This window comes from Streptomyces sp. NPDC096013 (assembly GCF_044763565.1).
Taxonomy (GTDB): Bacteria; Actinomycetota; Actinomycetes; order Streptomycetales; family Streptomycetaceae; genus Streptomyces.
This window is the reverse complement of record NZ_JBIWGK010000024.1, coordinates 71,702-93,452: the sequence shown is the minus strand read 5'-3', so window position 1 is coordinate 93,452 and position 21,751 is coordinate 71,702. Positions and strand designations below refer to the sequence as shown.

The following is a 21,751-nucleotide window of genomic DNA, read 5'->3' as shown; positions in this document are numbered from 1 at the left end:
TCGTCCATACGGGCCCAATATCCCGTTCAGTCAACGTTGTCTCAGCGTCGACCACGGGACGGCTCCGAAAGGGATCAAGCCATGAACATCTCCACCAGCCACGCGTCGGGCCGGCGCAGCCGGCGCACCCGGGCGGCAGCTGTCGGCGTCACCGTATGCCTCGGCGTAACCCTCGCGGCCTGCGGTTCCTCTGACGGAAGCTCCCCATCGTCCGCGTCGGGCGGCGGCGGCAAGGTGGGTGTGTCGCTGATCCTGAAAACGCTGAGCAACCCCTACTTCGTGAGCATGGAGAAGGACGCCAAGACCCAGGCCACCAAGGACAACGTGAGCCTCACGGTGGCGGCGGGCACCACCGACGGCGACACCCAGACCCAGATCACCGCCATCGACAACGCCATCTCGCGCGGCGACAAGGGCATCCTCATCACCACCAACGGCGACGCCGTGAACACCGCCCTGAAGCGGGCCAAGCAGGCCGGCCTGTTCGTGATAGCCCTCGACACCGCGCCCAACCCGGCGAACACCGCGGACATCACCTACGCCACCGACAACGAGCAGGCCGGCAAGCTCGACGGCCAGTACGCGGCGGCGGCCCTGAACGGCAAGCCCGCGGTCATCGCCATGCTCGACCTGTTCAACAACCAGGTCGTCTCCGTCGACATCGACCGCGACCACGGTTTCCTCGAGGGCATGGGCATCGACCCCGGCAGCAAGACCGAGAACGGCAAGGAGGCCAAGTCCGGGAAGTACACCGGCGGCAAGGGCGGCACGTACAAGGTCGCCTGTCACCAGCCCACCCAGGGCGCCATCGACGGCGGCCGCACCGCGATGGAGAACTGCCTGTCCGCCAACCCGGACATCAACGTGGTCTATGCGATCAACGAGCCCGCGGGCGAGGGCGCGTACAACGCGCTGAAGGCGGCGGGCAAGGAGAAGAACGTCGCGATCTACGCGATCGACGGCAGCTGCTCCGGCCTCAAGAACGTCACCAGCGGCAAGTTCGCCGCGGACGCCGTGCAGTACCCCGGCAAGATGGCCGCACTCGGCGTCAGCTCCATCGCGAAGCTGGCCCGCGGTGGCAGCAAGCCCGGCGTGACCAGCGGCAAGTCCTTCTACGACACCGGTACCGCCCTGGTCGCTGCCAAGGCCATCAGCGGCATCACGGTCCAGTCCCCGTCGCAGGCCGCCTCCGCCTGCTGGGGCAGCTGACCCGCTCCGAGCCGGGTGCGTCGCCGGCACCGCCTCCGGCGGCGCACCCGCGCCACATGAGCCCCGAGCGCGAACGAAGGCTCGTACGAAGGCCCGCACGAGGGAAAGAACCGGAAGGATCCCCTGTGACCACCCACGTGGACAGTAATGCCGCACCGGCACCGGCGGAGGAGTTCCTCAACCGGCCCGCCACACCGGCCCAGCGCATACACGCGGTGCTGCACCGCCAGCCGGCGCTCAGCCCGGCGATCGTCCTGGTGCTCGCCGCGATTGTGTTCTCCCTGGTCAACGAGCGCTTCTACGCCCTGCAGAACCTGTCGCTGGTAGCCCAGCAGGTGGCAGTCGTCGGCTCACTCGCCGTCGGCCAGACCGTCATCATCCTCACCGCCGGCATCGACCTGTCCATCGGCGCGGTCATGGTGCTCTCTTCTCTGCTGATGTCGAAACTCGTCGCGGACAACCACCTGCCGGGCGTGCTGGCCCTGCTCGCCGGAGCGGTCGTCGCCATCGCCGCGCAGGTTGTCAACGGACTGCTGGTCACCAAGATCAAGCTGCCTCCGTTCATCGTCACCCTGGGCACCCTCAGCGTGTTCACCGCGATCACCCTGATCTACGCCAAGGGCCAGACCGTCTCCCTGGAGCCCGGCAACATCCTCATGTGGAGCGCCGACACGATCTCCATCGGGCAGTTGAACCTGACCACCGGTGTCCTGCTCATGATCGCCCTGTACGTGGTGATCGGCTACGCGTTGCGCTACACCGCCTGGGGCCGCCACCTGTACGCCGTGGGCGACGACATCGAGGCCGCTCGGCTCGCCGGCATCTCCGTCAACCGGGTGCTGCTGAGTGCCTACATGGTGGGCGGTTTCGCCATCGCCGTGGGCGCCTGGATCCTGGTCGGCCGGGTCGGCGGCGGGGACCCCAACAGCGGTCTCAACGCCAACCTGCAGTCCATCACCGCCGTAGTCATCGGCGGCACCAGCCTGTTCGGCGGACGTGGCGTGGTGATCGGCTCGCTGATCGGCGCGCTCATCGTCCAGGTCTTCGTCAACGGCCTCGCGCTGGCCGGCATCGACCCCAACTACCAAGTCCTTGCAGTCGGCATCCTGGTGATCGCGGCTGTCTCCGTCGACCAGTGGATCCGGAGCGTGAAGTCGTGACGACCGCCACCACCACCCCCGTCCTTCAGGCCCAGGGCCTGGTCAAGGTGTTCGGCAGGGTCGTCGGCCTAGACGACGTCGACCTTACGCTCCACGCTGGCGAGGTCCTCGCCGTCATCGGGGACAACGGCGCCGGCAAGTCCACCCTGATCAAGTGCCTGTCCGGCGCCCTCGTCCCCGACCGGGGCAGCATCCTCGTCGACGGGAAGGAGGTTGCCTTCAAGCGGCCTCAGGACGCCCGCGAGGCCGGCATCGAGACCGTCTACCAGACCCTCGCCGTCGCCCCCGCGCTGGACATCGCCAGCAATCTGTTCCTCGCCCGCGAGATCCGCCGCAAGGGCGTGCTCGGCTCGGTGTTCCGGATGCTCGACACCGGCGAGATGAAGAAGCAGGCATCCGACCACATAAAACGGCTCGGCATCAGCACCCTGCAGAACATCAACCAGGCGGTGGAGACCCTCTCCGGCGGCCAGCGCCAGTCCGTGGCCGTCGCCCGCGCGGGTGCCTTCGGCGGCCGGGTCGTCATCCTTGACGAGCCCACCGCCGCACTGGGCGTCCGTGAGACCGGCCAGGTGCTCAAACTCGTCCGCGACCTGCGCGACCAGGGCCTCGGCGTCATCCTGATCAGTCACAACATGCCCAACGTCTTCGACGTGGCCGACCGCATCCACATCCAGCGTCTCGGCGGCTGCGCCGGGGTCATCACCCCGAAGTCGCACTCGATGGAAGATGCGGTCGCCATCATGACGGGCGCGAAGAAACTGGTCGCGGAGACCGGCTGACAGGGGCGGTCGGGACTGCCCACCGGGAACCTCGGCGCGGCCCCGGCCCCCGTCCGACAGCTCGGCCGAGGACACGACCGGTCGACGGTCGCACCCACACCCACACCCACACCACGCGAGGACACGACACCATCGTGAAGAAGACGCTGTACGCCGAATTCACCGCTCGCGAGGGGGCGCAGGACGACGTCGCCCGCCTGCTGGGGGACTACGCCCGGAAGGTCCGCAAGGAAGACGGCAACCTCGCCTTCGACGTCTACACCAAGGCATCCGACCCACGTGCCTTCTGGATCTTCGAGGTGTACCGCGACGAGGACGCCTTCCGGACGCATGTGAAGGCTCCCTACAGCGTCCCATTCAATGCGGCCCTCGTTCCGCTGATCGAGGAGGATGCCTCCGTGCTGACGTTTCTCGATGAGGTGGACTGACGCCCCTGCGCGTACCGCATACGACCGGCCTACCGCAGGCATCAGCATCCGGCATGGGCGACTTGATGGATACGGTGTTTCGCGGCGCTCCCGTGGACGAGAAGGCCAGTTCGGGCAGCCGTCTGGCACGCGGTGCCTCCCGGGCTAAACCCAATGTCGTGACTCTGTTGGTGATCTTTAGTGGTCAGATGATCGTGAATCCTGCTGCGGTGCGGAGCGTCTGAAACCGGTATGTGCGGCGGGTCGATGGGGTGGTGTCGTGCCAGCCGGCGAGGCGGCTGAGGTTGCAGGCCGTGGCGGTCAGGACGTGGTGTACGTGGGTGCGGGCGAGGCCTCGGTAGCGGGCTCTGCGGAGACCGTGGGCTCGGACGTTTCGCCAGAGAGCGGCTTCGATGCCGGCGCGGATCGCGTACCGGCGTTGCCGCTGCTCGGTCAGTTGGTCGAGCCGATTGCGCACCTGGATCTCGTGCAGTGCCCGCGGCAGGACTGCGACTGAGCGGGAGCCTGTGGCCAGGGAAGTGCACCGGGCACGGTCTGGGCAGGGCCGGCCGTGCCTCTCGGCGTAGCGGGCCTGGAGATAGGTGTGGCCGGAGATGTGCAGCTCGGTCCAGGACGCGCTCGTGGCACCTCGCGGGCAGATGGCTTGTTCGTTGCCCCGTCGATGGTGAAAGCCGACTTGTCGAAGCCCGAATCCGCCTTGGCCTGACGGCCGTTGTCTGCGAGACCGGTCCGAGCAGCGATGCCGTGCACGCGCTGAGCCCGCTCGATGTGGGCGGGCGAGAGGCAGGCGGTGTCCACGATGTGCTCGGCCGGAGCCAGGCGGCGGGTGGCAAGGTCGTCGTGAATCTTCTCGGTCGGCTGCCTGTCCTGGACGGGAGCAATGGTGGTGGCCACATGCACCACCAGGTGCGGCGGGTCCTGGTCACGCGACGCGGTGTCAACCCGGTATCCGCTCCACTCGACATCGCGTGTGACGCAGTAGTGCGCGTCTGGGTCATACGGGGAGTCGAACCGCAGCGAGGCCGGCGGCAGGGCAGTATCCTCCCGCCAGTGCAGCTGCCCCTCGCGATCCCTTGTAGATGGGCGAGCACTCGGCCGCCGATTTCGTCGCAGCGGGTGCGAGCTGAGAAGGAGGCCCCGTCTTGGGGTGGGTTGGGCCGTCGTGCTGTCGAGAACGGTTCCACAAGCGCTGGTGTTTTCCTCGCCGGGCAGAGGTGGCGGGAACCCGTCCGCCGGAGCCGTTCATTGCGACCGCTGACCTCGTGAACCGACAGTGCGGTCGCTTGATGCGGCGGCTCGGCGCCGTACTCACCCGCGCCCTCCTTGGCGAGATGGGGTTCATCTTCCGCCAGGTGTTGGTCACCCGTCCAAGACGCTGCGATACAATGTGGATGTACATCTCAATCTCACCGGGGAAAGCAGACCGCATGTCTCGCATGGCGGCGAAAGACCGACGGGAAGAGCTGATCTCAGCAGCGTTCCGAGTCATGGTCCGCGACGGAGTCGTAAAAGCGACTACGCGCGCAATCGTCAATGAAGCGAAAATGCCGTTGGGTGTTTTCCACTACTGCTTCAGCTCTCGGGAAGAACTCCTTCAGGAGGTCCTTACCCGCTTTACCGAAAGAAGTGCCGAAGCCTCGCGGGAAGCCCTGCACGAGGGGGGCGACTTGAGCGCACGGATCGCCAAGAGTCTGGCCGCCTTCTGGGAGGGCGTTGAGCTCAGCCCGGGACAGCACCAGGTGAGCTATGAACTCACGCATTACGCGCTGCGGCAGGCAGGCTTCGAGGAACTGGCTCGGCGGCAGTATCAGAGTTACCTGGAAGTCCATAAGGCACTGCTCACGGAAGCGGCATCGAGCGAGGGGATTCGCTGGACTGCTCCGGTTCCGGTCCTGGCACGTTACCTCAACGCGGTATTGGACGGTCTGACCCTGTGTTGGCTGGTCGATCGCAACAGTGAGGACTCCCGTGAGGTTCTCCGCCTCACCGGCGAACACCTTTTGTCCTTCGCCGCTGAGAAAGAGTAAGCGCACAGACGTCGGCGGCAGCGCTTCCGGTCCGTATTGCTACCGGGTGAGCGCCGCCGCCTGCTTTATGGACCGAGCCGGGCTTCGGTAAACGCGCCGGGATCGGGGATTGTGATTCGTGCGCTGTGTCAGTCGAACAGGTCTGGCTGTTCCGCGGTGATCTGATCCCACAGTGGCCGGAACTGGAACCAGCCGGGCAGGGCGCCGGTGATCTGGCCACGGACCTGCCGTGCCGTGTCGGGGGCGATGATCTTCGGTGTTCCGGCTGCCATGGCCAGCAGTTGGGTCTGGCAGGAACGTTCCATGGTGATGAAGTACCACGCGGCCTCGGCCACGGACTCGCCGACCGTGAGCAGTCCGTGGTTCTGCAGGATGACGGCTCTGCGGTCGCCCAGGGCCAGGCCGATGCGTCGGCCTTCCTCGGTGTCGTTGACCACGCCCTGGTAGTCGGAGTAGACGCCGTGGGCTTCGAAGAACGCGCAGGAGTCCTGCGTGATCGGTTCCAGGGGGATGCCGAGGCTGGAGAAGGCCTTGCCGTGGAGAGAGTGGGTGTGGGCGGCCGCGATCACGTCGGGCCTGGCGCGGTGCACTTCGGAGTGGATGCAGAACGCTGCGTTGTTGACGGGCCGTTTGCCTTCCAGGAGTGTGCCGTCGTGGTCGACGAGGATGAGGTCCGAGACGCTTATCTGGCTGAACGACATACCGAAGGGGTTGACCCAGAAGGCTGAGGGGTTCTCGGGGTCGCGGGCGGTGATGTGTCCGGCCACGCCCTCGGAGAATCCGAAGCGCGCGAAGAGGCGGAAGGCGGCGGCGAGTTCCTGCTTGCGGACCTGGCGCTCCTCTTCCACGCTCAGGTCGTGCCGCGGCAGGGGCAGGTGGACACCTTCGGGCATGGCGCCGACGGATGCGTGTTGGGGGGCGGTGGGTGCGATGGTCATGGGTGGGGTCCTCTCGTGATGTGACGGCTGCCTGTGCGCTATTTGCCGCGGTGGCCTCGCCGGGTGCCGTACATCGCGTCCACCAGGCGCAGGATGAGGCGGTAGGCCGAGGGGTTGTAGGGGATCATGTGCATGTCCCGACGTAGCGGGAACCGGTTCGTGCTGACGGCCTGGAGCTTGGTGTACTTGCGGATGCCGTCGGCGCCGTGGCGGACGCCGAGTCCGGAGTCCTTCCAGCCGCCCATGGGCAGCCCGAGGGCCATGTAGTTGGTCTGCGCGTCGTTGATGGTGACGCAGCCGGCCTCTAGCCGTTCCGCCAAGCGGCGAGTGCGCCTGATGTCCGATCCGATCACAGAGGCCTGCAGCCCGTAGGAGCTGTCGTTGACCAGGCGGACGGCCTCCTCGGCGTCGGCGACTTTCATCACCGGCAACGTGGGGCCGAAGGTCTCCTCCCGCATGCACTTCATGGTGTGGTCGACGTCGACGAGCAGGGTGGGGGAGAAGAACCGACCGGGCCCCGGGGTGGTGTGGCCTCCTACGAGGGCGCGTGCACCCTTGCGTACGGCGTCCTCGACGTGGTCTTGGACGGTGGCCAGCTGGGGAGGGAAAGTCATGGCCCCCACATCGACGCTGCCCAGCCCGGCCGGCTTGCCTGAGGTGACCTGTTGGAAGCGTTTCCGCAGCAGATCGACGAACGCGTCGTAGACGGGCTCCTCCACGTACACCCGCTCTACCGAGGTGCACATTTGGCCCCCGTTGGAGAGGGCACCCTGGATCGTGACGTTCACCGCCCGTTCCAAGGAGGCGTCGGCAAGGACGATGAGAGCGTCCTTGCCGCCGAGCTCCAGTGAGCACGGGATCAGCCGCTCGCCCGCCCTCGCCGCGACCAGTCGGCCCGTTTTGGTCGATCCGGTGAACATGACGAAATCCGCGGTGTCCACCAGCGCCTGACCGGTGGTGCCCGCGCCGGCGACGACCTGGAATACGTCCTTGGGCCAGCCGCACTCGCGGGTCATCCGGTCCATGAGCAGCGCGGTCAGCGGCGTGTGCTCGGAGGGCTTGAGGACGACCGCGTTGCCGGCGGCCAGGGCCGGGATGGCGTCCCCGAACGAATTGAGCAGCGGGTTGTTCCAGGGGCCGATCACCGCGACCACCCCGAGCGGCACCCGGCGGGTATACATGCTGCGCCCGAGAACGAAGGGGGACAGGGAACGGATCCTCGTGTCGGCGAGAAGCCGCCGCGCCTGCTTCGCCCAGTAGGCGAAGGCGCCGGCACAGTAGACGATCTCGACGATCGCGTCCTCCCGTGCCTTGCCGTTCTCCTCGACGATGCTGTCCGCGATCTCCTCCCGGTGGGCCAGCAGCCACTGGCGGGCGCGTGTGAAGAACTCCCTCCGTGAACGGGTGTCCAGCGAGGCCCAGTTCGCCTGTGCTCGCCGGGCCCGTGCGATCGCCTCGGCCACCTCCTGTGCGGTGGTAACCGCGATGTGGCCGACCACCGCTCCGGTGGCCGGATTGTCTACCGCGATACGCGCTCCTGCCGGTGCGCCTTCTGCTGTGAGGGTTTGAGTCCGAGCCACGAAAACTCCCCGCTGGAACGTTGACTTCAGTCCACTCAGAATGAGACGGTCGCCCGTACAAGTCAAGCGTCCTGTACAAGCGTCCAACTTCTGGTTGCGGTGGAGCAGAGCCCCGGCAGCCGGTCACTTGAGGAGTGGCTGAAATGAAAAGGACGGCAACGCTCGCGCTGAGCGGCCTCGGTGTTCCGGAATCCCTGCGCTGGCACGAGGGAGCACTGTGGTTCTCCGATCTGGCGCACGGCACAGTGCATCGCTGGGACGGCAGCGGGGAGCCGGAGACGGTCCTGAAGGTCCCAGGCCGGGCCGGCGGCCTGGGCTGGCTTCCCGACGGTCGCCTGCTCGTCGTCTCCATGGACGGCGGCCGCGTCTACCGGCAGGAAGCGGACGGCGAGTTGGTCGAGCACGCCGACCTGCGCCACATCGTCGGCGGCCCGGTCAACGACATGCTCGTCGACCCCCAAGGACGGGCCTACGTAGGAAACTTCGGCTTCGACTACCACGCCTTCGTGCGCGAGCACCCCAACTCGCAGCTCTACGCGCCGCCCGGCCCTCCGCGAACGCCCATCGCGTGTCTGGCTCCGGACGGAAGCCTCCTCGGACTGACGGAGCCGCTGCTGTTTCCCAACGGCATGCTCCTCACGCGCGATGGCACCACGGTGGTGACGGCCGAAACACTCGCCATGCGACTCACCCGCCTTCCCGTCAACGCCGACGGCACGCTCGCAGGTCCGCAGCCCTGGGCCGCGCTGATCTCGCCGGTCCTGTGGCGCCTCGCCAACCATCCGGGCCTGCCTGGGCGGATCACCCGCAGAATCTCCGCCCTCCTTGATCACCCCGCCATCGCTCGGCATTCGGCGTCACCCATCGCACCCGACGGCATCGCCTGGCACACCGACGACGAGACGATCTGGGTGGCGAACGCCCTGCGCGGCGAATGCGTGCGCGTAGCGGAGGGCGGCGGCGTCCTTGACCGAGTGGCGACGAGCCAGCACACGCTCAGCTGCCTCGTGGCGGGGAAGGACGGACGCACTCTCTTCGCCGCCACCGTCCCGACGGACGATCCCGTCCGCGCCGCCGCTCTGGGCGGCGGCCGCATCGAGATGCTGCGGCTGTGACGCGCCCAGTGACGAATGACGCCGACCTCATGTGTACGAAGGAGTCTGTGGCCATGGGCCCACGAACAGAGCAGAACCAGGTCATCCTTGTCACCGGTGCGGCCAACGGCATCGGCGCCGCCATCGCTGAACTTGCCGTCGCACGCGGCCACCGGGTGATGCTGACCGACGTCGACGAAGTGGCTGTCGCCAGCCGCGCCCGCAGCCTGGGGCCCCGAGCCGCCGCCTGTGTACTGGACATTCGCAGCATCGAAGGGTGGGCCAAAGCCTTCGAGGCGGCGGAAGCCGTCTTCGGCGGAGTCGACGTGCTGGTCAACAACGCGGGCATCACCCACACCGGAGTAGCGCGCGACCTCGATGCCCAGCAGCACCGTGACATCGTCGAGGTGAACCTGCTCGGCACCATCACCGGGGTCTGCGCGGCGCTGGAGCGGATGACCGCCCAGGGCCACGGTCACATCATCAACGTCTGCAGCATGACCTCGTTCCTGCCGCTGCCCGGATACGCCACCTACTGCGCCTCGAAGTACGGTCTGCGGGCCTTCCACCACAGCCTCGCCATCGAGGAGCGCGACGGCCCGCTCGACTTCACCATCATTCATCCACCGTCCACCCGGACGGGCATGCTCAAGCAGGAAATGGCCGACCCGTCCTGTTCCATCTCCTTCGCGGAGAAGTCCTACGCCCCGAGACAGATCGCCCAGGCCGTCATCGACGCTGTCGCCACCAGACCCGTCGAGGTGGTCTTCCCGCCCCTCGCCGGCCGCGTTCAGCGCATCGCCGGCGTCTTCCCCCGCCTGATGCGCCGAGTCATCCCCATCGCCGAAGCCAGGGGCCGACGGCAGCGAGAGCGCCTGCTGACCCGGCCGGGAGGAGCTGGCCGGTGAGGGGCGTCGACGCTCACGGTCGAACCGCCCCATCCCTGAAAACCAACGAGACGCCTGGCTGGCCACCGCCGCCATGCCAGTGGTGTGAACTCCCAGAAGGAGCGCGGAAATGAGTACACGCATGGCGTCCGGGCCGGATGCGAAAAGGGCCGAACCCGCCGATGCCGGGCCGAGCGCGGCCCGCATGGCACAGCTGAACCGGGCGACCGAACACCTCGATCCGCCCTTCGCCGTAGTCGACCTCGACGCCTTCGACGCCAACACCACCGACTTGGCCCGCCGTGCCGCCGGCCAGGCAACCATCCGCCTGGCCAGTAAATCGGTCCGCAGCCGGGCACTGATCCAGCGGGCCGTCCAGCAACAGGGCTACCGAGGCATACTCGCCTTCACTCTGCCCGAAGCCCTGTGGCTCGCCGAAGACAACTCGGACGTGGTCATCGGCTACCCGACGACCGACCGCACCGCGCTGAAACGACTCGCAGCGGACGAGCGAACGGCCGCCCGCGTCACCCTCATGGTCGACTCCATCGCCCAGCTGGACTTCATCGACGACGTGGTCGGCACCTCCCGGCCCGCCCTGCGCGTCTGCATCGACTTGGACGCCTCACTGGAACTGGCCGGCGGCCGCCTCCACCTCGGCCCCTACCGCTCCCCGGTGCACACCCCGCGGCAAGCGGCGGCTCTGGCCCGCGCCGTCCAGTACCGCGTCGGATTCCACCTGGCTGGCATCATGTCCTACGAGGGCCAGATCGCCGGGCTCGGCGACAACCAGCCCGGGTCCCCCCTCAAAAGGGCCGCGATCCGTGCCATGCAGCGCCTGTCCGCCAACGAGCTGGCCGACCGGCGCGCCGCCGCTGTCGCCGCCGTGCAAGCCGTCGCACCACTGGAGTTCGTCAACGGCGGTGGCACGGGCTCCATCGAACAGACCGCCTCCGAACACGTCATCACCGAGATCGGCGCCGGATCGGGTCTGTACGGGCCGGGGCTGTTCGACTTCTACCGACGTTTCCGCCCCCGGCCCGCCGCCTACTTCGTCATGTCCGTGGTGCGCCGCCCGACTACCCGGATCGCCACCGTGCTCGGCGGCGGCTGGATCGCCTCCGGCCCACCCGGCCTGGACCGTCAGCCCACGCTGAGCTGGCCGCCAGGCTTGCGGATGAACCCCAGGGAAGGAGCCGGAGAAGTCCAGACCCCTGTCCTGGGCAGCGCGGCGCACGGACTCCGGCTCGGTGACCACGTGTGGTTCCGCCACGCCAAGGCCGGCGAACTGTGCGAACGCGTCAACACACTCCACCTGGTCTCGGGCGCCGACATCGTCGAGCAGGTCACGACCTACCGCGGCGAAGGCCACGCCTTCCTCTGACTCCAACTCCGCTCCGACTCCTGGCCCGTCCTCTCGGAGGCCCGATGTCAACAGAGTTCCACCATCCGCCCCTTGCGCCGGCAGGCACCGCAGGAATGGATGCCGGCCACGGGCCGACCTCCCCCGTCTCGCGGGAATGGACCACCTTGTTCGGTCTGGTCTGGTTCGGCTACTGGATGGCGAATCTCGTCCCCCTCCAACTGTTGCTTCCTCAGCAGCTGGAGGCGATCGACCCCGCATCGAAAGTGCACGACTTCGCCGTCGTCAACGCCATTTCCGGACTCGTCGCATTGCTCGCTCTTCCGATCTGCGGCGCGCTGTGCGACCGCTCCCGCAGCCGCTTCGGCCGCAGAAGACTTTGGCTCTCAGGCGGGTCCCTGGCACTCGCCGCTGGGCTGGCCGCCACCGCGCAACAGACAACCGTCGCGGGAGTGACCGCAGCCTGGGCAGCCAGCATGATCGGCCTCAGCGCGGCCACCGCCGGACTGACCGCCATGATCGCCGACCGTGTCCCCGTCAACCAGCGCGGCATGGTCTCCAGCGCGATCTACGGGCCACAGGCCCTCGGCGTGGTGACCGGCATCGCTCTCGTCTCCGTCCTCGGGCTCTCGCCTTCGAGCGGTTACCTCGTCATCGCGGCCCTGCTGATCATCTGCGCGGTACCGTTCCTGGCGCGCTACCGCGACCCCGCCCACAGCTCCGAGCCCACGCTGCGTCTGCGCGCGCTCCTGGCCTCCATGGGCAACTCGTTGCGCAACCGCGACTTCGCCTGGGCCTTCGGAGGCCGGCTCCTGGTCAACCTGGCCAACTCGCTCGGCGTCTGCTACACCCTGTACTTTCTGACCGACGACCTGAAGGTCCCCGATCCGACAAGCAGCCTTCTGGCCTGCACCGCCCTGTATCTCGTGGCCGGAATCCTGGCCACCACCGTCGTCGGAGTGCTCTCCGACCGCCTGGGCAGACGGCGGGTCTTCGTCGCGCTGACGGCACTGCTCCAGGCGGTCGCCGGGTTTCTCCTGGCGGCCTTCCCGAGCCTCACCGTCACCCTGGTGGCATCAGCGATCATGGGCGGCGGCTTCGGGGCGTACATGTCCGTCGACCAGGCCCTGATCACACAGGTCCTTCCCGATGCGGAGAGCCGGGCCCAGGACCTCGGCATCATGAACATCGGCTCGGTGGTCCCGCCCGCGCTCGCTCCGCTGATCGCCAGCCTCATCATCACCTCCGACCGCGGCTACCCCGTCCTCTTCGCCCTCGTGGGCGCCACCGCAGCCGTCGGAGTCCTGCTCGTGTACCGCGTCCGGTCTGTGAGATAGAGGCGCCGAGATGTCCGCTCCGTCCCCGAAGAATGGTGATAGACCATGGAAACGACGCACTACGGCGCCCCGCGGGCCACAGCGATCAGAAAGGCGGGCGTCTGGCGCAACTGGGCAGGCAACGTCACGTGTCGCCCCGCCAGAGAGGCCACGCCCGCATCGGTCGAGGAACTTCGCGCTGCAGTGCGCCAGGCAGCCGAGGAGGGCCTGACGGTGAAAGCAGTGGGTAGCGGTCACTCCTTCACCGCTGCTGCCGTCACCGACGGCGTGCTCATCCGCCCTGACCTCCTCACCGGCATCCGCGCGATCGACCGGAAGGGCGGCACCGTCACCGTGGAGGCGGGCACGCGGCTCAGGACGCTGAACAGCGCCCTGGCCGGGGAGGGCCTCTCGCTCACCAACATGGGCGACATCATGGAACAGACCGTCGCCGGTGCGACCAGCACCGGCACTCACGGGACAGGCCGCGCCTCGGGAGCGATTGCGGCCCAGATCCGTGGACTGGAGCTGGTGACGGCGGACGGTTCACTGCTCAGGTGTTCCCAGACGGAGAACCCCCACGTGTTCGCCGCCGCGCGCGTCGGGCTCGGCGCACTCGGTGTCGTCACCGCCCTCACCTTGGCCGTCGAACCACTGTTCCTCCTCGCCGCGCGGGAGGAACCGATGACCTTCGACAGAGTCACCGCCGCCTTCGACGAACTTCACGCGACCAACGACCATTTCGAGTTCTACTGGTTCCCGCACACCGACAACTGCAACACCCTGTCCAACAACCGCACAGTCGGCCCGCACGCCCCACTGCGCCCGCTCAGGGAGTGGTTCGACAACGAGTTCCTCTCCAACGGCGTCTTCCAGGTACTCAACTCACTGGGCCGGGCTGTCCCGGCGGCTGTCCCGGCCCTCGCGCAAGTTGCCAGCCGTGGCCTCTCGGGGCGGACCTACACGGACATCCCCTACAAGGTGTTCACCACTCCGCGCCGCGTCCGCATGATCGAGATGGAGTACGCGGTTCCCCGCGAGGCCGTCATCGACACCCTCCGTGAGATCAAGGCTATGATCGAACACTCTGATCTGCGCGTCAGCTTCCCTGTCGAGGTCCGCACCGCCCCCGCAGACGACATCACCCTGTCTACGGCATCGGGACGCGACAGCGCCTATATCGCGGTGCATGTCTACCGAGGCATGCCGCACCAGCGATACTTCACGCAGGCGGAGCGCATCTTCGTCGCACATGAGGGGCGTCCGCACTGGGGCAAGCTCCACACCCGTGACGCCCAATACCTCGCCGACGTCTATCCCCGCTTCGGTGAGTTCACGAATCTGAGAGATCGACTCGACCCGGACCGGCGCTTCACCAACCCGTATCTGCGCAGAGTCCTGGGAGACTGAGCGCGGGAAGGGCGGCCTCCTCGCAGGCTCAAGCGATGATCCGACGAGGCAGCTTGCTCAGTCCGTGCAGGGTGCTGTTCACGATGAACACTGGGTCGCCGATTTCGAACCGGTTCACCCGCGCCAGCAGCGCATTGAGGAGGGCGTGCGCCTCCAGCTTGGCGAGACTCTGGCCAACACAGGCGTGGATGCCGACGCCGAAAGCGAGGTGATCGGCTGGGCAGCGGGTGAGGTTGAACCGCTCAGGATCGGTCCGTTTTGGCCATCCGCCGAGTGGGTCGGCATCAGGTTCGGCTGGCTGTTCTCCAGGTCGCGCAGGAAGGCCGCCAGCGCTTCCTAGGCCCGTGTCATCGGCGCGTCGTCGGGGTTGCGCAGGCCGACGGTCAGCTCGCCGCGGGGCGGGTCGAAGTCGATCAGGTCCGGATGGACGATCAGGCGGCCGACGGTGCCACGCGAAGCACCGAAGTCGCCGGGATCGACCAGCCTTGCGTTTGGCCGGTCAGGCCGAAACTTGGCAGGTACGAGCGCGGGCCTCGAACGGTGCGTTTGTGGGGGATCCGCAGGCCATTCATCGCGGTGAGCTGGTAGTCACCCCCACTGCTCGGCCGGCAGTTAAGTCCGATCTCAGGTCCGGGCCGGGAGATCCTGCGGCCGCGCCTGAACTTACCTGCCCGACAACGCTCTGGCCAGGAAAAAAGAGTTGAGGTGGTAAGCGATGACCAGGCGAATGGACCACCTTTCTGTCCGACGAGGCGAGTGTGGACCGGTACCACGCCGAGCGTTCCTGACGCTGGGACGGTCCTGCGGGCCCGTCCCAGGGCCGGTCGTTTGACGACCGGCCCTGGCGGCCACTCACCGTGTCACAGGGTTACGGCAGGGGCGGGTAGGCGTTCTGCATGAGCTGCTGGAACTGGGCGGAGAACCAGTGCCCGGCCAGCGGGGCGTTCGCCAGTGCGCCGGTGGGGTTGTTGCCGTTGCGGGCGTTGCCACCGTAGGTGGGGTCGCACATGCGGTCGAAGCCCTTGCCCTCGTCGTTGGAGACGGCGGTGCTGGAGCCGTCGGACTCGCCCGGCGGCTTGACCCACACGTACGCGTCGATGCCGGCGGCCGGAGCCGCGGTGGGCCGCTCGCCGAGTCCGGCGCCGCTCTGGTTGCACCAGTTGCCGGCGTGGATGCGCCGGTCGACGCGGCTGCCGTTGACGTAGTCGTCGACGGACGTCGTCGGGCCGGGGCCGGCCGGCCGGGCGGAGCCGCCCCAGCCGTCGCGGGAGGTGTCGATCAGCATGCCGAGGCCGGAGTTGAAGCCGGCCGCCACCAGCTTGTCCCGCAATCCGAGGGCGAACGACTGCTCGTCCACGTACTGGTTCCAGTCCACCCACTTCGACTGGCGGATGGTCTGGCCGTTCACCGTGTCGGTGACCTTGAAGTTCGGTTCCTTCACGGGGCTGTAGTTGGCCGTGTTGACGATGAAGCCGGCCACGTCGTTCACGCTCGCGCCGTTGGTCGTGGCGACCTTGGCGAACTCCTGTACGGCCGGGCCGAGGTTGCTGTCCCAGCCGAGCCAGCCGTGGTGGCCGGCGTCGATGTAGTTGTAGACGTTGGCGATGGCGCCGAGCTTGTCCAGGGCGTAGGAGACGCCCTTCTCGTAGTTGCCGTTGCTCTTCATGGTCACGCAGGCGTCGGTGGTGGTGGGGGTGCCGCCGGCGTTGGTGACCAGGTTGGGCAGGGAGTCGGGCTCGATGACCGTGGCGATCCGCAGGCCCGCGTACTTCGGGTCGGAGATGATCGAGGCGATCGGGTCGATGTACTGGCTCTTGTACTTGTCGAGGTCGTTGGGGCCGAGTTCGCCGTTGGAGGCGAGTGCGGCGCAGTCACGGCCCGGCAGGTCGTAGATGACCAACTGCACGACCAGGTCGCCGGAACCCTTCTGCTTCAGCGCCTCGTCGAGATGGTCGCGCAAGCCCATGCCCCCGCTCACGCCGTTGATCGCGGCGATCCGGTCGAGCCAGACGGCGGTGGGCTGGTTGGAGATACGGCTGCCGCCCGGTTCCGCCGCCGCCTTGGCCGACCACTCAGGGTTCACGTACACCTTGGCCCCGACATAGGGGTTGTCGGCCCGGCCGTCTGTGGTGCCGCCCCCTCCGCCGCCTGTGCCACCGCCGGTACCGCCCCCCGTGCCGCCGTCGTCGACGTTGCAGGTGACACCGTCGAGGGTGAAGGTGGCGGGCACGGCGTTGGTGCCGCTGTAGGAGCCGTTGAAGCCGAAGCTGACCGAACCGCCGGTCGCCAGGGCGCCGTTGTAACTTTCATTGCCGGCCGTCACGGCGGTACCGCTCTGGGAGACCTTCGCGTTCCAGCCGTTGGTGATCTGCTGGTTGCCGGCGAACGACCACTTCAGCGACCAACTCGACTTCGCGGCGCCGTTGTTGGTGACGGTGACGGCGGTCGTGAAGCCGGTGTCCCACTGGTTCTGCACCTTGTAGTCCACGGTGCACGGAACCGACGCGGCGGCGGCACCGGCCGGCGAGGTGAGGAGTGCCGTGCCCGAGGTACCGGCGACCAGCGCCAGAGCGGCCACGAGCGACATTCTGGTACGACTCATGAGTGCGGGTTCCTTCTCCTTGAGAGGTGAACGCGAGGTCAGGGCACGCAAGATCAGGGACGTCCCGGAAGGCAGTCCCGAGGCTCGCGTGCGGGCTGGGATATCGACGCAGAGCGGTCGGCCCCTCTTGCCCTCGGCGCGCACAAGCTGGGCACCGGAGCTGTACGGGGCAAGTGCGCCGCCGTCAGGCACCGGTGGCGTGGCTGAGCGATTTCGGGGCGAGGTCGCACCCCGGGACTGGGCAGCGCTCGAGACGAACGCGACCGCACCGGTGACAGGTGAAGCGGCTGAACGCGGGGGTGTCGCATGAGCGAGTCCTCAAGCTCGGCGGGCCGTCACGGCTGCGTCGACTGATGGAAGCGCTCCCACTGGTGCCGACGAAGCTAGCGCCAACCGGGCTGCTTTCACAGGGTTGTTGCCTAACTTTCTTCGGCAGGTTCAGGTCAATACGATTCAACTTCTCAACAGTCTTGACGGGATGGGTCGCCATCCCCACTATGGGAGCGCTCCCACTGGTTCAAGCCTTGACCCCCACTGAGCCGCACTCCGCAAGGAGGACCAGAAACGTGGATCCCGGACGTAAGCGAAGAGCTGTGAGGCGGTTGTGGACCGCCGTCGCGGCCGCGTTCGCCCTACCCCTGTCGATGCTCGCCACCAGCGCAACTCCCGCTCACGCGGCGGTCGTTCAGTGCAGCGTCGACTACAAGACCAACGACTGGGGCTCCGGCTTCACCGCCGACCTCACCATCACCAACCGCGGAACCGACACGATCAACGGCTGGACCCTGAGCTACGCCTACGCGGGCAACCAGAAGCTGAGCAACGGCTGGAACGGCACCTGGTCCCAGTCCGGCACGGCGATCACGGTGAAGGATGCCGGCTACAACGGCACGATCGCCGCGGGTGCGGCCGTCTCGACGGGCGCGCAGTTCAGTTACAGCGGCACCAACACCGCTCCCACCGGCTTCGCCGTCAACGGCACCACCTGTGCGGGCGCCCACCAGCCGCCCGTCACCGTACTGACCAGCCCCACGGCCGGCGCGGTCTACACGCAGGGCGACGCGGTCCCGCTCGCGGCGACCGCGGCGGCGGCCGACAACGCGACCATCAGCAAGGTCGAGTTCTACGACGACACGACCTTGCTCGGTACGGACACCAGCGCGCCGTACACCCTGTCCGCCTCCGGGTTGTCGGTGGGCAGTCATTCGCTGGTGGCGAAGGCGTACGACAGCCTGGGCGCCTCCGCGGAGTCGACACCGGTGGGCATCACCGTCGCCTCGGGCCCCGCGGTCGTCGCCTCACCCACCCAACTGGGCGTCCAGCAAGGCAAGTCGGGCACCTACGCGGTGAAGCTCTCGACGCAGCCCAGCAGCAACGTCACCGTCACCACGGCCCGCGTGAGCGGTAACTCGGGACTGTCGGTGACCGGCGGCGCGACGCTCACCTTCACGCCGTCGAACTGGAGCACCGCGCAGAACGTGACCATCACCGCGGACTCCTCGGGCACCGGCTCGGCGTCCTTCGAGTCGACGGCGACAGGCTTCACCAAGGCGACGGTCGCCGTGACCGAGCTGGCCGCCTCGAAGGCCTACGACGCCCGGTTCCTGGACCTGTACGGCAGGATCACCAACCCGGCGAACGGCTACTTCTCGCCCGACGGCATCCCCTACCACTCGGTGGAGACGCTGATCGTGGAGGCGCCGGACCAGGGTCATGAGACCACGTCGGAGGCGTACAGCTATCTGCTGTGGCTCCAGGCGATGTACGGCAAGGTGACGGGCGATTGGTCGAAGTTCAACGGCGCCTGGGCGCTCATGGAGAAGTACATGATCCCCACCCACGCCGACCAGCCGACCAACTCCTTCTACAACGCCTCCAAGCCCGCCACCTACGCGCCGGAAGCGGACACCCCGAACGAGTATCCGACCAAGCTCGACCAGTCCGTACCCGTCGGCACGGACCCTCTCGCCGGTGAACTCAAGTCGGCCTACGGCACGGACGACGTGTACGGCATGCACTGGCTGGAGGACGTCGACAACACCTACGGCTACGGCGACACCCCGGGCGGGACCTGCGAAGGCGGCCCGACCGCCAAGGGCCCGTCGTACATCAACACCTTCCAGCGCGGGCCGCAGGAGTCGGTGTGGGAGACGGTGCCGCAGCCGACCTGCGACGCCTTCAAGTACGGCGGAAAGAACGGGTACTTGGACCTGTTCACCGGCGACTCCTCCTACGCCAAGCAGTGGAAGTACACCGACGCCCCGGACGCCGACGCGCGCGCCGTACAGGCCGCGTACTGGGCGGACGTATGGGCCAAGCAACAGGGCAAGGGCAGCGATGTCTCCGTCACGGTGGGCAAGGCGGCCAAGATGGGCGACTATCTGCGGTACGCGATGTACGACAAGTACTTCAAGAAAATCGGCAACTGCGTCGGACCGTCGACCTGCCCGGCCGGCACCGGCAAGGACGCCTCGCACTACCTGCTGTCCTGGTACTACGCCTGGGGCGGCTCGAACGACACGAGCGGGGGATGGGCCTGGCGTATCGGCTCCAGCTACGCCCACAGCGGCTACCAGAACCCGCTGGCCGCGTACGCACTGAGCTCCGCCGCCGACCTGAAGCCCAAGTCCGCGACCGCCGCGGGGGATTGGAGCACATCACTTCAACGGCAGCTGGAGTTCTACCAGTGGCTTCAGTCGTCCGAGGGTGCGATCGCGGGCGGCGCGACGAACAGCTGGGCCGGCCGGTACGCGACTCCGCCGACCGGTACGTCGACGTTCTACGGCATGTACTACGACGAACAGCCCGTCTACCACGACCCGCCGTCCAACCAGTGGTTCGGGTTCCAGGCGTGGTCGATGGAACGGGTCGCCGAGCTCTACCAGCAGACGGGGAACGCGAGCGCGAAGGCGATCCTCGACAAGTGGGTGAAGTGGGCGCTGTCCAAGACCACGATCAACCCGGACGGCACCTATCAGATTCCCTCCACCCTCCACTGGTCCGGCCAGCCCGACACCTGGAACGCGTCAAGTCCAGGCTCCAACAGCGGACTTCACGTCACCGTCACGGACTACACCAACGACGTCGGTGTGGCCGCCGCATACGCCAAGACGCTGACGTACTACGGCGCCAAGTCCGGTGACGCGACGGCGAAGACGACGGCGAAGGCGCTGCTGGACGGCATGTGGAACAACTACCAGGACAGCCTGGGCGTCGCCGTCCCCGAGACCCGCAGCGACTACAGCAGGTTCAACGACAGTGTGTACGTGCCGAGCACCTTCAGCGGGACGATGCCGAACGGGGACGCTGTCAACTCCGCCTCTACCTTCGCCTCGTTGAGGTCCTTCTACAAGAACGACCCGGCCTGGTCGAAGATCCAGGCGTACCTCCAGGGCGGCGCGGCACCGGTCTTCACCTATCACCGGTTCTGGGCCCAGGCGGACATCGCCCTGGCCATGGGCTCGTACGCGGAGCTCCTCGAGTAGCCCCCGCTGAGGTCCCGCGTACACGTCCCCGTCGCAGAGAGACGGGGACGCCGGCCGGGCGGTCCTTGGACCGTGCCAGGGACCGCCCGGCATCCGGTAGGGGCATGATCGTCAACCGCCCCACGTGAACCCCGATTGGGAGCGCTCCCAAACAATGGGCGCTCCTACCGCTCCCCACACACCCCAGCGGAGGATCCGCATGCAACAGTTGAAGAACCAGAGCAGAACGCAGACTCTGTTCGCCGTACTGCTCGCGTCACTGGTCGCTCTCGTGGGACTGATTGCCGCCGCTCCGGCGTCGCACGCCGACACCACCATCTGCGATCAGTTCGGCTCGACCACGATCCAGGGCCGATACGTCGTCCAGAACAACCGCTGGGGCACCAGCGCCACTCAGTGCATCACGGTCACCGACTCCGGCTTCAGGATCGCCCAGGCCGACGGCTCCGTCCCGACGAACGGCGCACCGAAGTCGTACCCATCCGTGTACAACGGCTGTCACTACACCAACTGCTCGCCCGGGACGAACCTCCCGGCCCAGCTGAGTTCCATCTCCAGCGCGCCCACGGGCATCTCCTACAACTACGTGAGCGGTGCGGCCTACGACGCCGCCTACGACATCTGGCTCGATCCGACCCCCCGCACCGACGGTGTGAACCGCACCGAGATCATGATCTGGTTCAACCGTGTGGGATCCGTGCAGCCGGTCGGCTCGCCCATAGGTTCCGCCACGGTGGCCGGACGCCAGTGGGAGGTCTGGTCCGGCAACAACGGTTCCAACGACGTCCTGTCCTTCGTCGCGCCGTCTGCGATCGACAGCTGGAACTTCGACGTGATGGACTTCGCCCGCCAGGCCGTCTCCCGTGGACTCGCACAGACCAGCTGGTACCTGACGAGTGTTCAGGCAGGCTTCGAACCCTGGCAGAACGGAGCGGGGCTGGCGGTGACCTCGTTCTCCTCGACCGTCAATCTGGGCGGCGGCACCGGCGGGGGTACGGGTGGCTCGAGCGGCTCGTCGGCATGCAAGGTGGCCTACGCCACGAACGTGTGGCAGGGAGGGTTCACGGCGGACGTCACCGTGACCAACGCCGGTTCGTCGCCCGTCGACGCCTGGAAGCTCGGGTTCACACTGCCGGCCGGGCAGAAGGTCACGAGTGCGTGGAGCGCCGAGATCTCACCCGCGTCGGGAGCCGTGACGGCCGGCGGTCTGGCCTACAACGCGTCCATCGCACCGGGCGGCCAGGTCGCCTTCGGATTCCAGGGCACCTATGACGGCGCCTTCGCCAAACCATCCGCATTCACTCTGAACGGCACATCCTGCACCACCGCGTGAGGGCACTGGGCTGAGCGGTCTGATCCCGGCCGCCCTGAGGGTCCGCCCGCGCTCCACCGCGTGGACGGCGCCGCGGATCCGCCCGGCCGACATCTCCGACCTGGCCGGGCGGTTCCCCGGGCGGGCTCTTTCGTGGC

16 protein-coding genes and 1 pseudogene are annotated in these 21,751 nt (G+C 67.5%); 12 read left to right on the top strand and 5 right to left on the bottom strand.

Translation table 11 applies throughout. From position 1 onward, the window contains the following. Positions 1-81: 81 nt before the first annotated feature. From ACIRB1_RS43675 to ACIRB1_RS43660, 4 genes are all read left to right on the top strand, one after another. Entirely contained in the window at positions 82-1,209 is a 1,128-nt protein-coding gene (locus tag ACIRB1_RS43675; RefSeq protein WP_403469544.1) for a substrate-binding domain-containing protein, read from the top strand. A gap of 125 nt (positions 1,210-1,334) precedes the next feature. After that, positions 1,335-2,369 (top strand): ABC transporter permease, encoded by a 1,035-nt coding sequence (locus ACIRB1_RS43670; protein WP_403469543.1) that lies wholly within the window; start codon positions 1,335-1,337, stop codon positions 2,367-2,369. Continuing rightward, a complete protein-coding gene (locus ACIRB1_RS43665; RefSeq protein WP_403469542.1) occupies positions 2,366-3,151 on the top strand; it encodes an ATP-binding cassette domain-containing protein in 786 nt (261 codons plus the stop codon). The genes ACIRB1_RS43670 and ACIRB1_RS43665 overlap by 4 nt, the downstream gene beginning before the upstream one ends. A 134-nt stretch (positions 3,152-3,285) precedes the next feature. After that, the gene (locus ACIRB1_RS43660; RefSeq protein WP_403469541.1) at positions 3,286-3,579 is read left to right on the top strand and encodes a putative quinol monooxygenase; all 294 of its coding nucleotides are present in this window, start codon (positions 3,286-3,288) and stop codon (positions 3,577-3,579) included. A gap of 184 nt (positions 3,580-3,763) precedes the next feature. On the opposite strand, the gene ACIRB1_RS43655 is transcribed toward ACIRB1_RS43660, so the two are convergent. Then, positions 3,764-4,174 carry a transposase gene (locus tag ACIRB1_RS43655; RefSeq protein WP_403469566.1) on the bottom strand — a complete coding sequence of 137 codons (411 nt, stop codon included), beginning with the start codon at positions 4,172-4,174 and terminating at the stop codon, positions 3,764-3,766. 691 nt (positions 4,175-4,865) lie between these two features. Between ACIRB1_RS43655 and ACIRB1_RS43650 the strand changes: the two genes are divergently transcribed. Then, entirely contained in the window at positions 4,866-5,606 is a 741-nt protein-coding gene (locus tag ACIRB1_RS43650; RefSeq protein ID WP_403469540.1) for a TetR/AcrR family transcriptional regulator, read from the top strand. A 128-nt stretch (positions 5,607-5,734) separates the two neighbouring features. On the opposite strand, the gene ACIRB1_RS43645 is transcribed toward ACIRB1_RS43650, so the two are convergent. Both ACIRB1_RS43645 and ACIRB1_RS43640 read right to left on the bottom strand, forming a co-directional pair. Then, positions 5,735-6,544 carry a class II aldolase/adducin family protein gene (locus ACIRB1_RS43645; RefSeq protein WP_403469539.1) on the bottom strand — a complete coding sequence of 270 codons (810 nt, stop codon included), beginning with the start codon at positions 6,542-6,544 and terminating at the stop codon, positions 5,735-5,737. A gap of 38 nt (positions 6,545-6,582) precedes the next feature. Next, a complete protein-coding gene (locus ACIRB1_RS43640; protein ID WP_403469538.1) occupies positions 6,583-8,124 on the bottom strand; it encodes a succinic semialdehyde dehydrogenase in 1,542 nt (513 codons plus the stop codon). 143 nt (positions 8,125-8,267) lie between these two features. On the opposite strand from ACIRB1_RS43640, the gene ACIRB1_RS43635 reads away from it, so the two are divergent. The 5 genes from ACIRB1_RS43635 (at position 8,268) to ACIRB1_RS43615 (ending at position 14,194) form a co-directional block, all read left to right on the top strand. After that, complete coding sequence (locus ACIRB1_RS43635) at positions 8,268-9,239, top strand: SMP-30/gluconolactonase/LRE family protein (RefSeq protein WP_403469537.1); 972 nt, start codon at positions 8,268-8,270, stop codon at positions 9,237-9,239. A 53-nt stretch (positions 9,240-9,292) separates the two neighbouring features. Then, positions 9,293-10,126 (top strand): SDR family NAD(P)-dependent oxidoreductase, encoded by an 834-nt coding sequence (locus ACIRB1_RS43630; RefSeq protein ID WP_403469536.1) that lies wholly within the window; start codon positions 9,293-9,295, stop codon positions 10,124-10,126. A gap of 109 nt (positions 10,127-10,235) precedes the next feature. After that, complete coding sequence (locus ACIRB1_RS43625; RefSeq protein WP_403469535.1) at positions 10,236-11,489, top strand: amino acid deaminase/aldolase; 1,254 nt, start codon at positions 10,236-10,238, stop codon at positions 11,487-11,489. Positions 11,490-11,635: 146 nt separating this feature from the next. Continuing rightward, positions 11,636-12,805 (top strand): MFS transporter, encoded by a 1,170-nt coding sequence (locus ACIRB1_RS43620; RefSeq protein ID WP_403469534.1) that lies wholly within the window; start codon positions 11,636-11,638, stop codon positions 12,803-12,805. Positions 12,806-12,850: 45 nt separating this feature from the next. Continuing rightward, positions 12,851-14,194: a D-arabinono-1,4-lactone oxidase gene (locus ACIRB1_RS43615; protein ID WP_403469533.1), complete on the top strand. Its 1,344-nt coding sequence runs from the start codon at positions 12,851-12,853 to the stop codon at positions 14,192-14,194. A gap of 28 nt (positions 14,195-14,222) precedes the next feature. On the opposite strand, the pseudogene ACIRB1_RS43610 reads toward ACIRB1_RS43615, so the two are convergent. Then, a pseudogene (locus ACIRB1_RS43610) lies at positions 14,223-14,396 on the bottom strand (cytochrome P450); the annotation flags it as partial. Between the two features lie 666 nt (positions 14,397-15,062). Then, a complete protein-coding gene (locus tag ACIRB1_RS43605) occupies positions 15,063-16,796 on the bottom strand; it encodes a glycoside hydrolase family 6 protein (protein WP_403469532.1) in 1,734 nt (577 codons plus the stop codon). A 566-nt stretch (positions 16,797-17,362) separates the two neighbouring features. Here ACIRB1_RS43605 and ACIRB1_RS43600 point away from each other — a divergent pair. Further along, entirely contained in the window at positions 17,363-20,281 is a 2,919-nt protein-coding gene (locus tag ACIRB1_RS43600; protein ID WP_403469531.1) for a glycoside hydrolase family 48 protein, read from the top strand. A gap of 199 nt (positions 20,282-20,480) precedes the next feature. After that, the gene (locus ACIRB1_RS43595) at positions 20,481-21,614 is read left to right on the top strand and encodes a cellulose binding domain-containing protein (RefSeq protein WP_403469530.1); all 1,134 of its coding nucleotides are present in this window, start codon (positions 20,481-20,483) and stop codon (positions 21,612-21,614) included. Positions 21,615-21,751 lie beyond the last annotated feature (137 nt).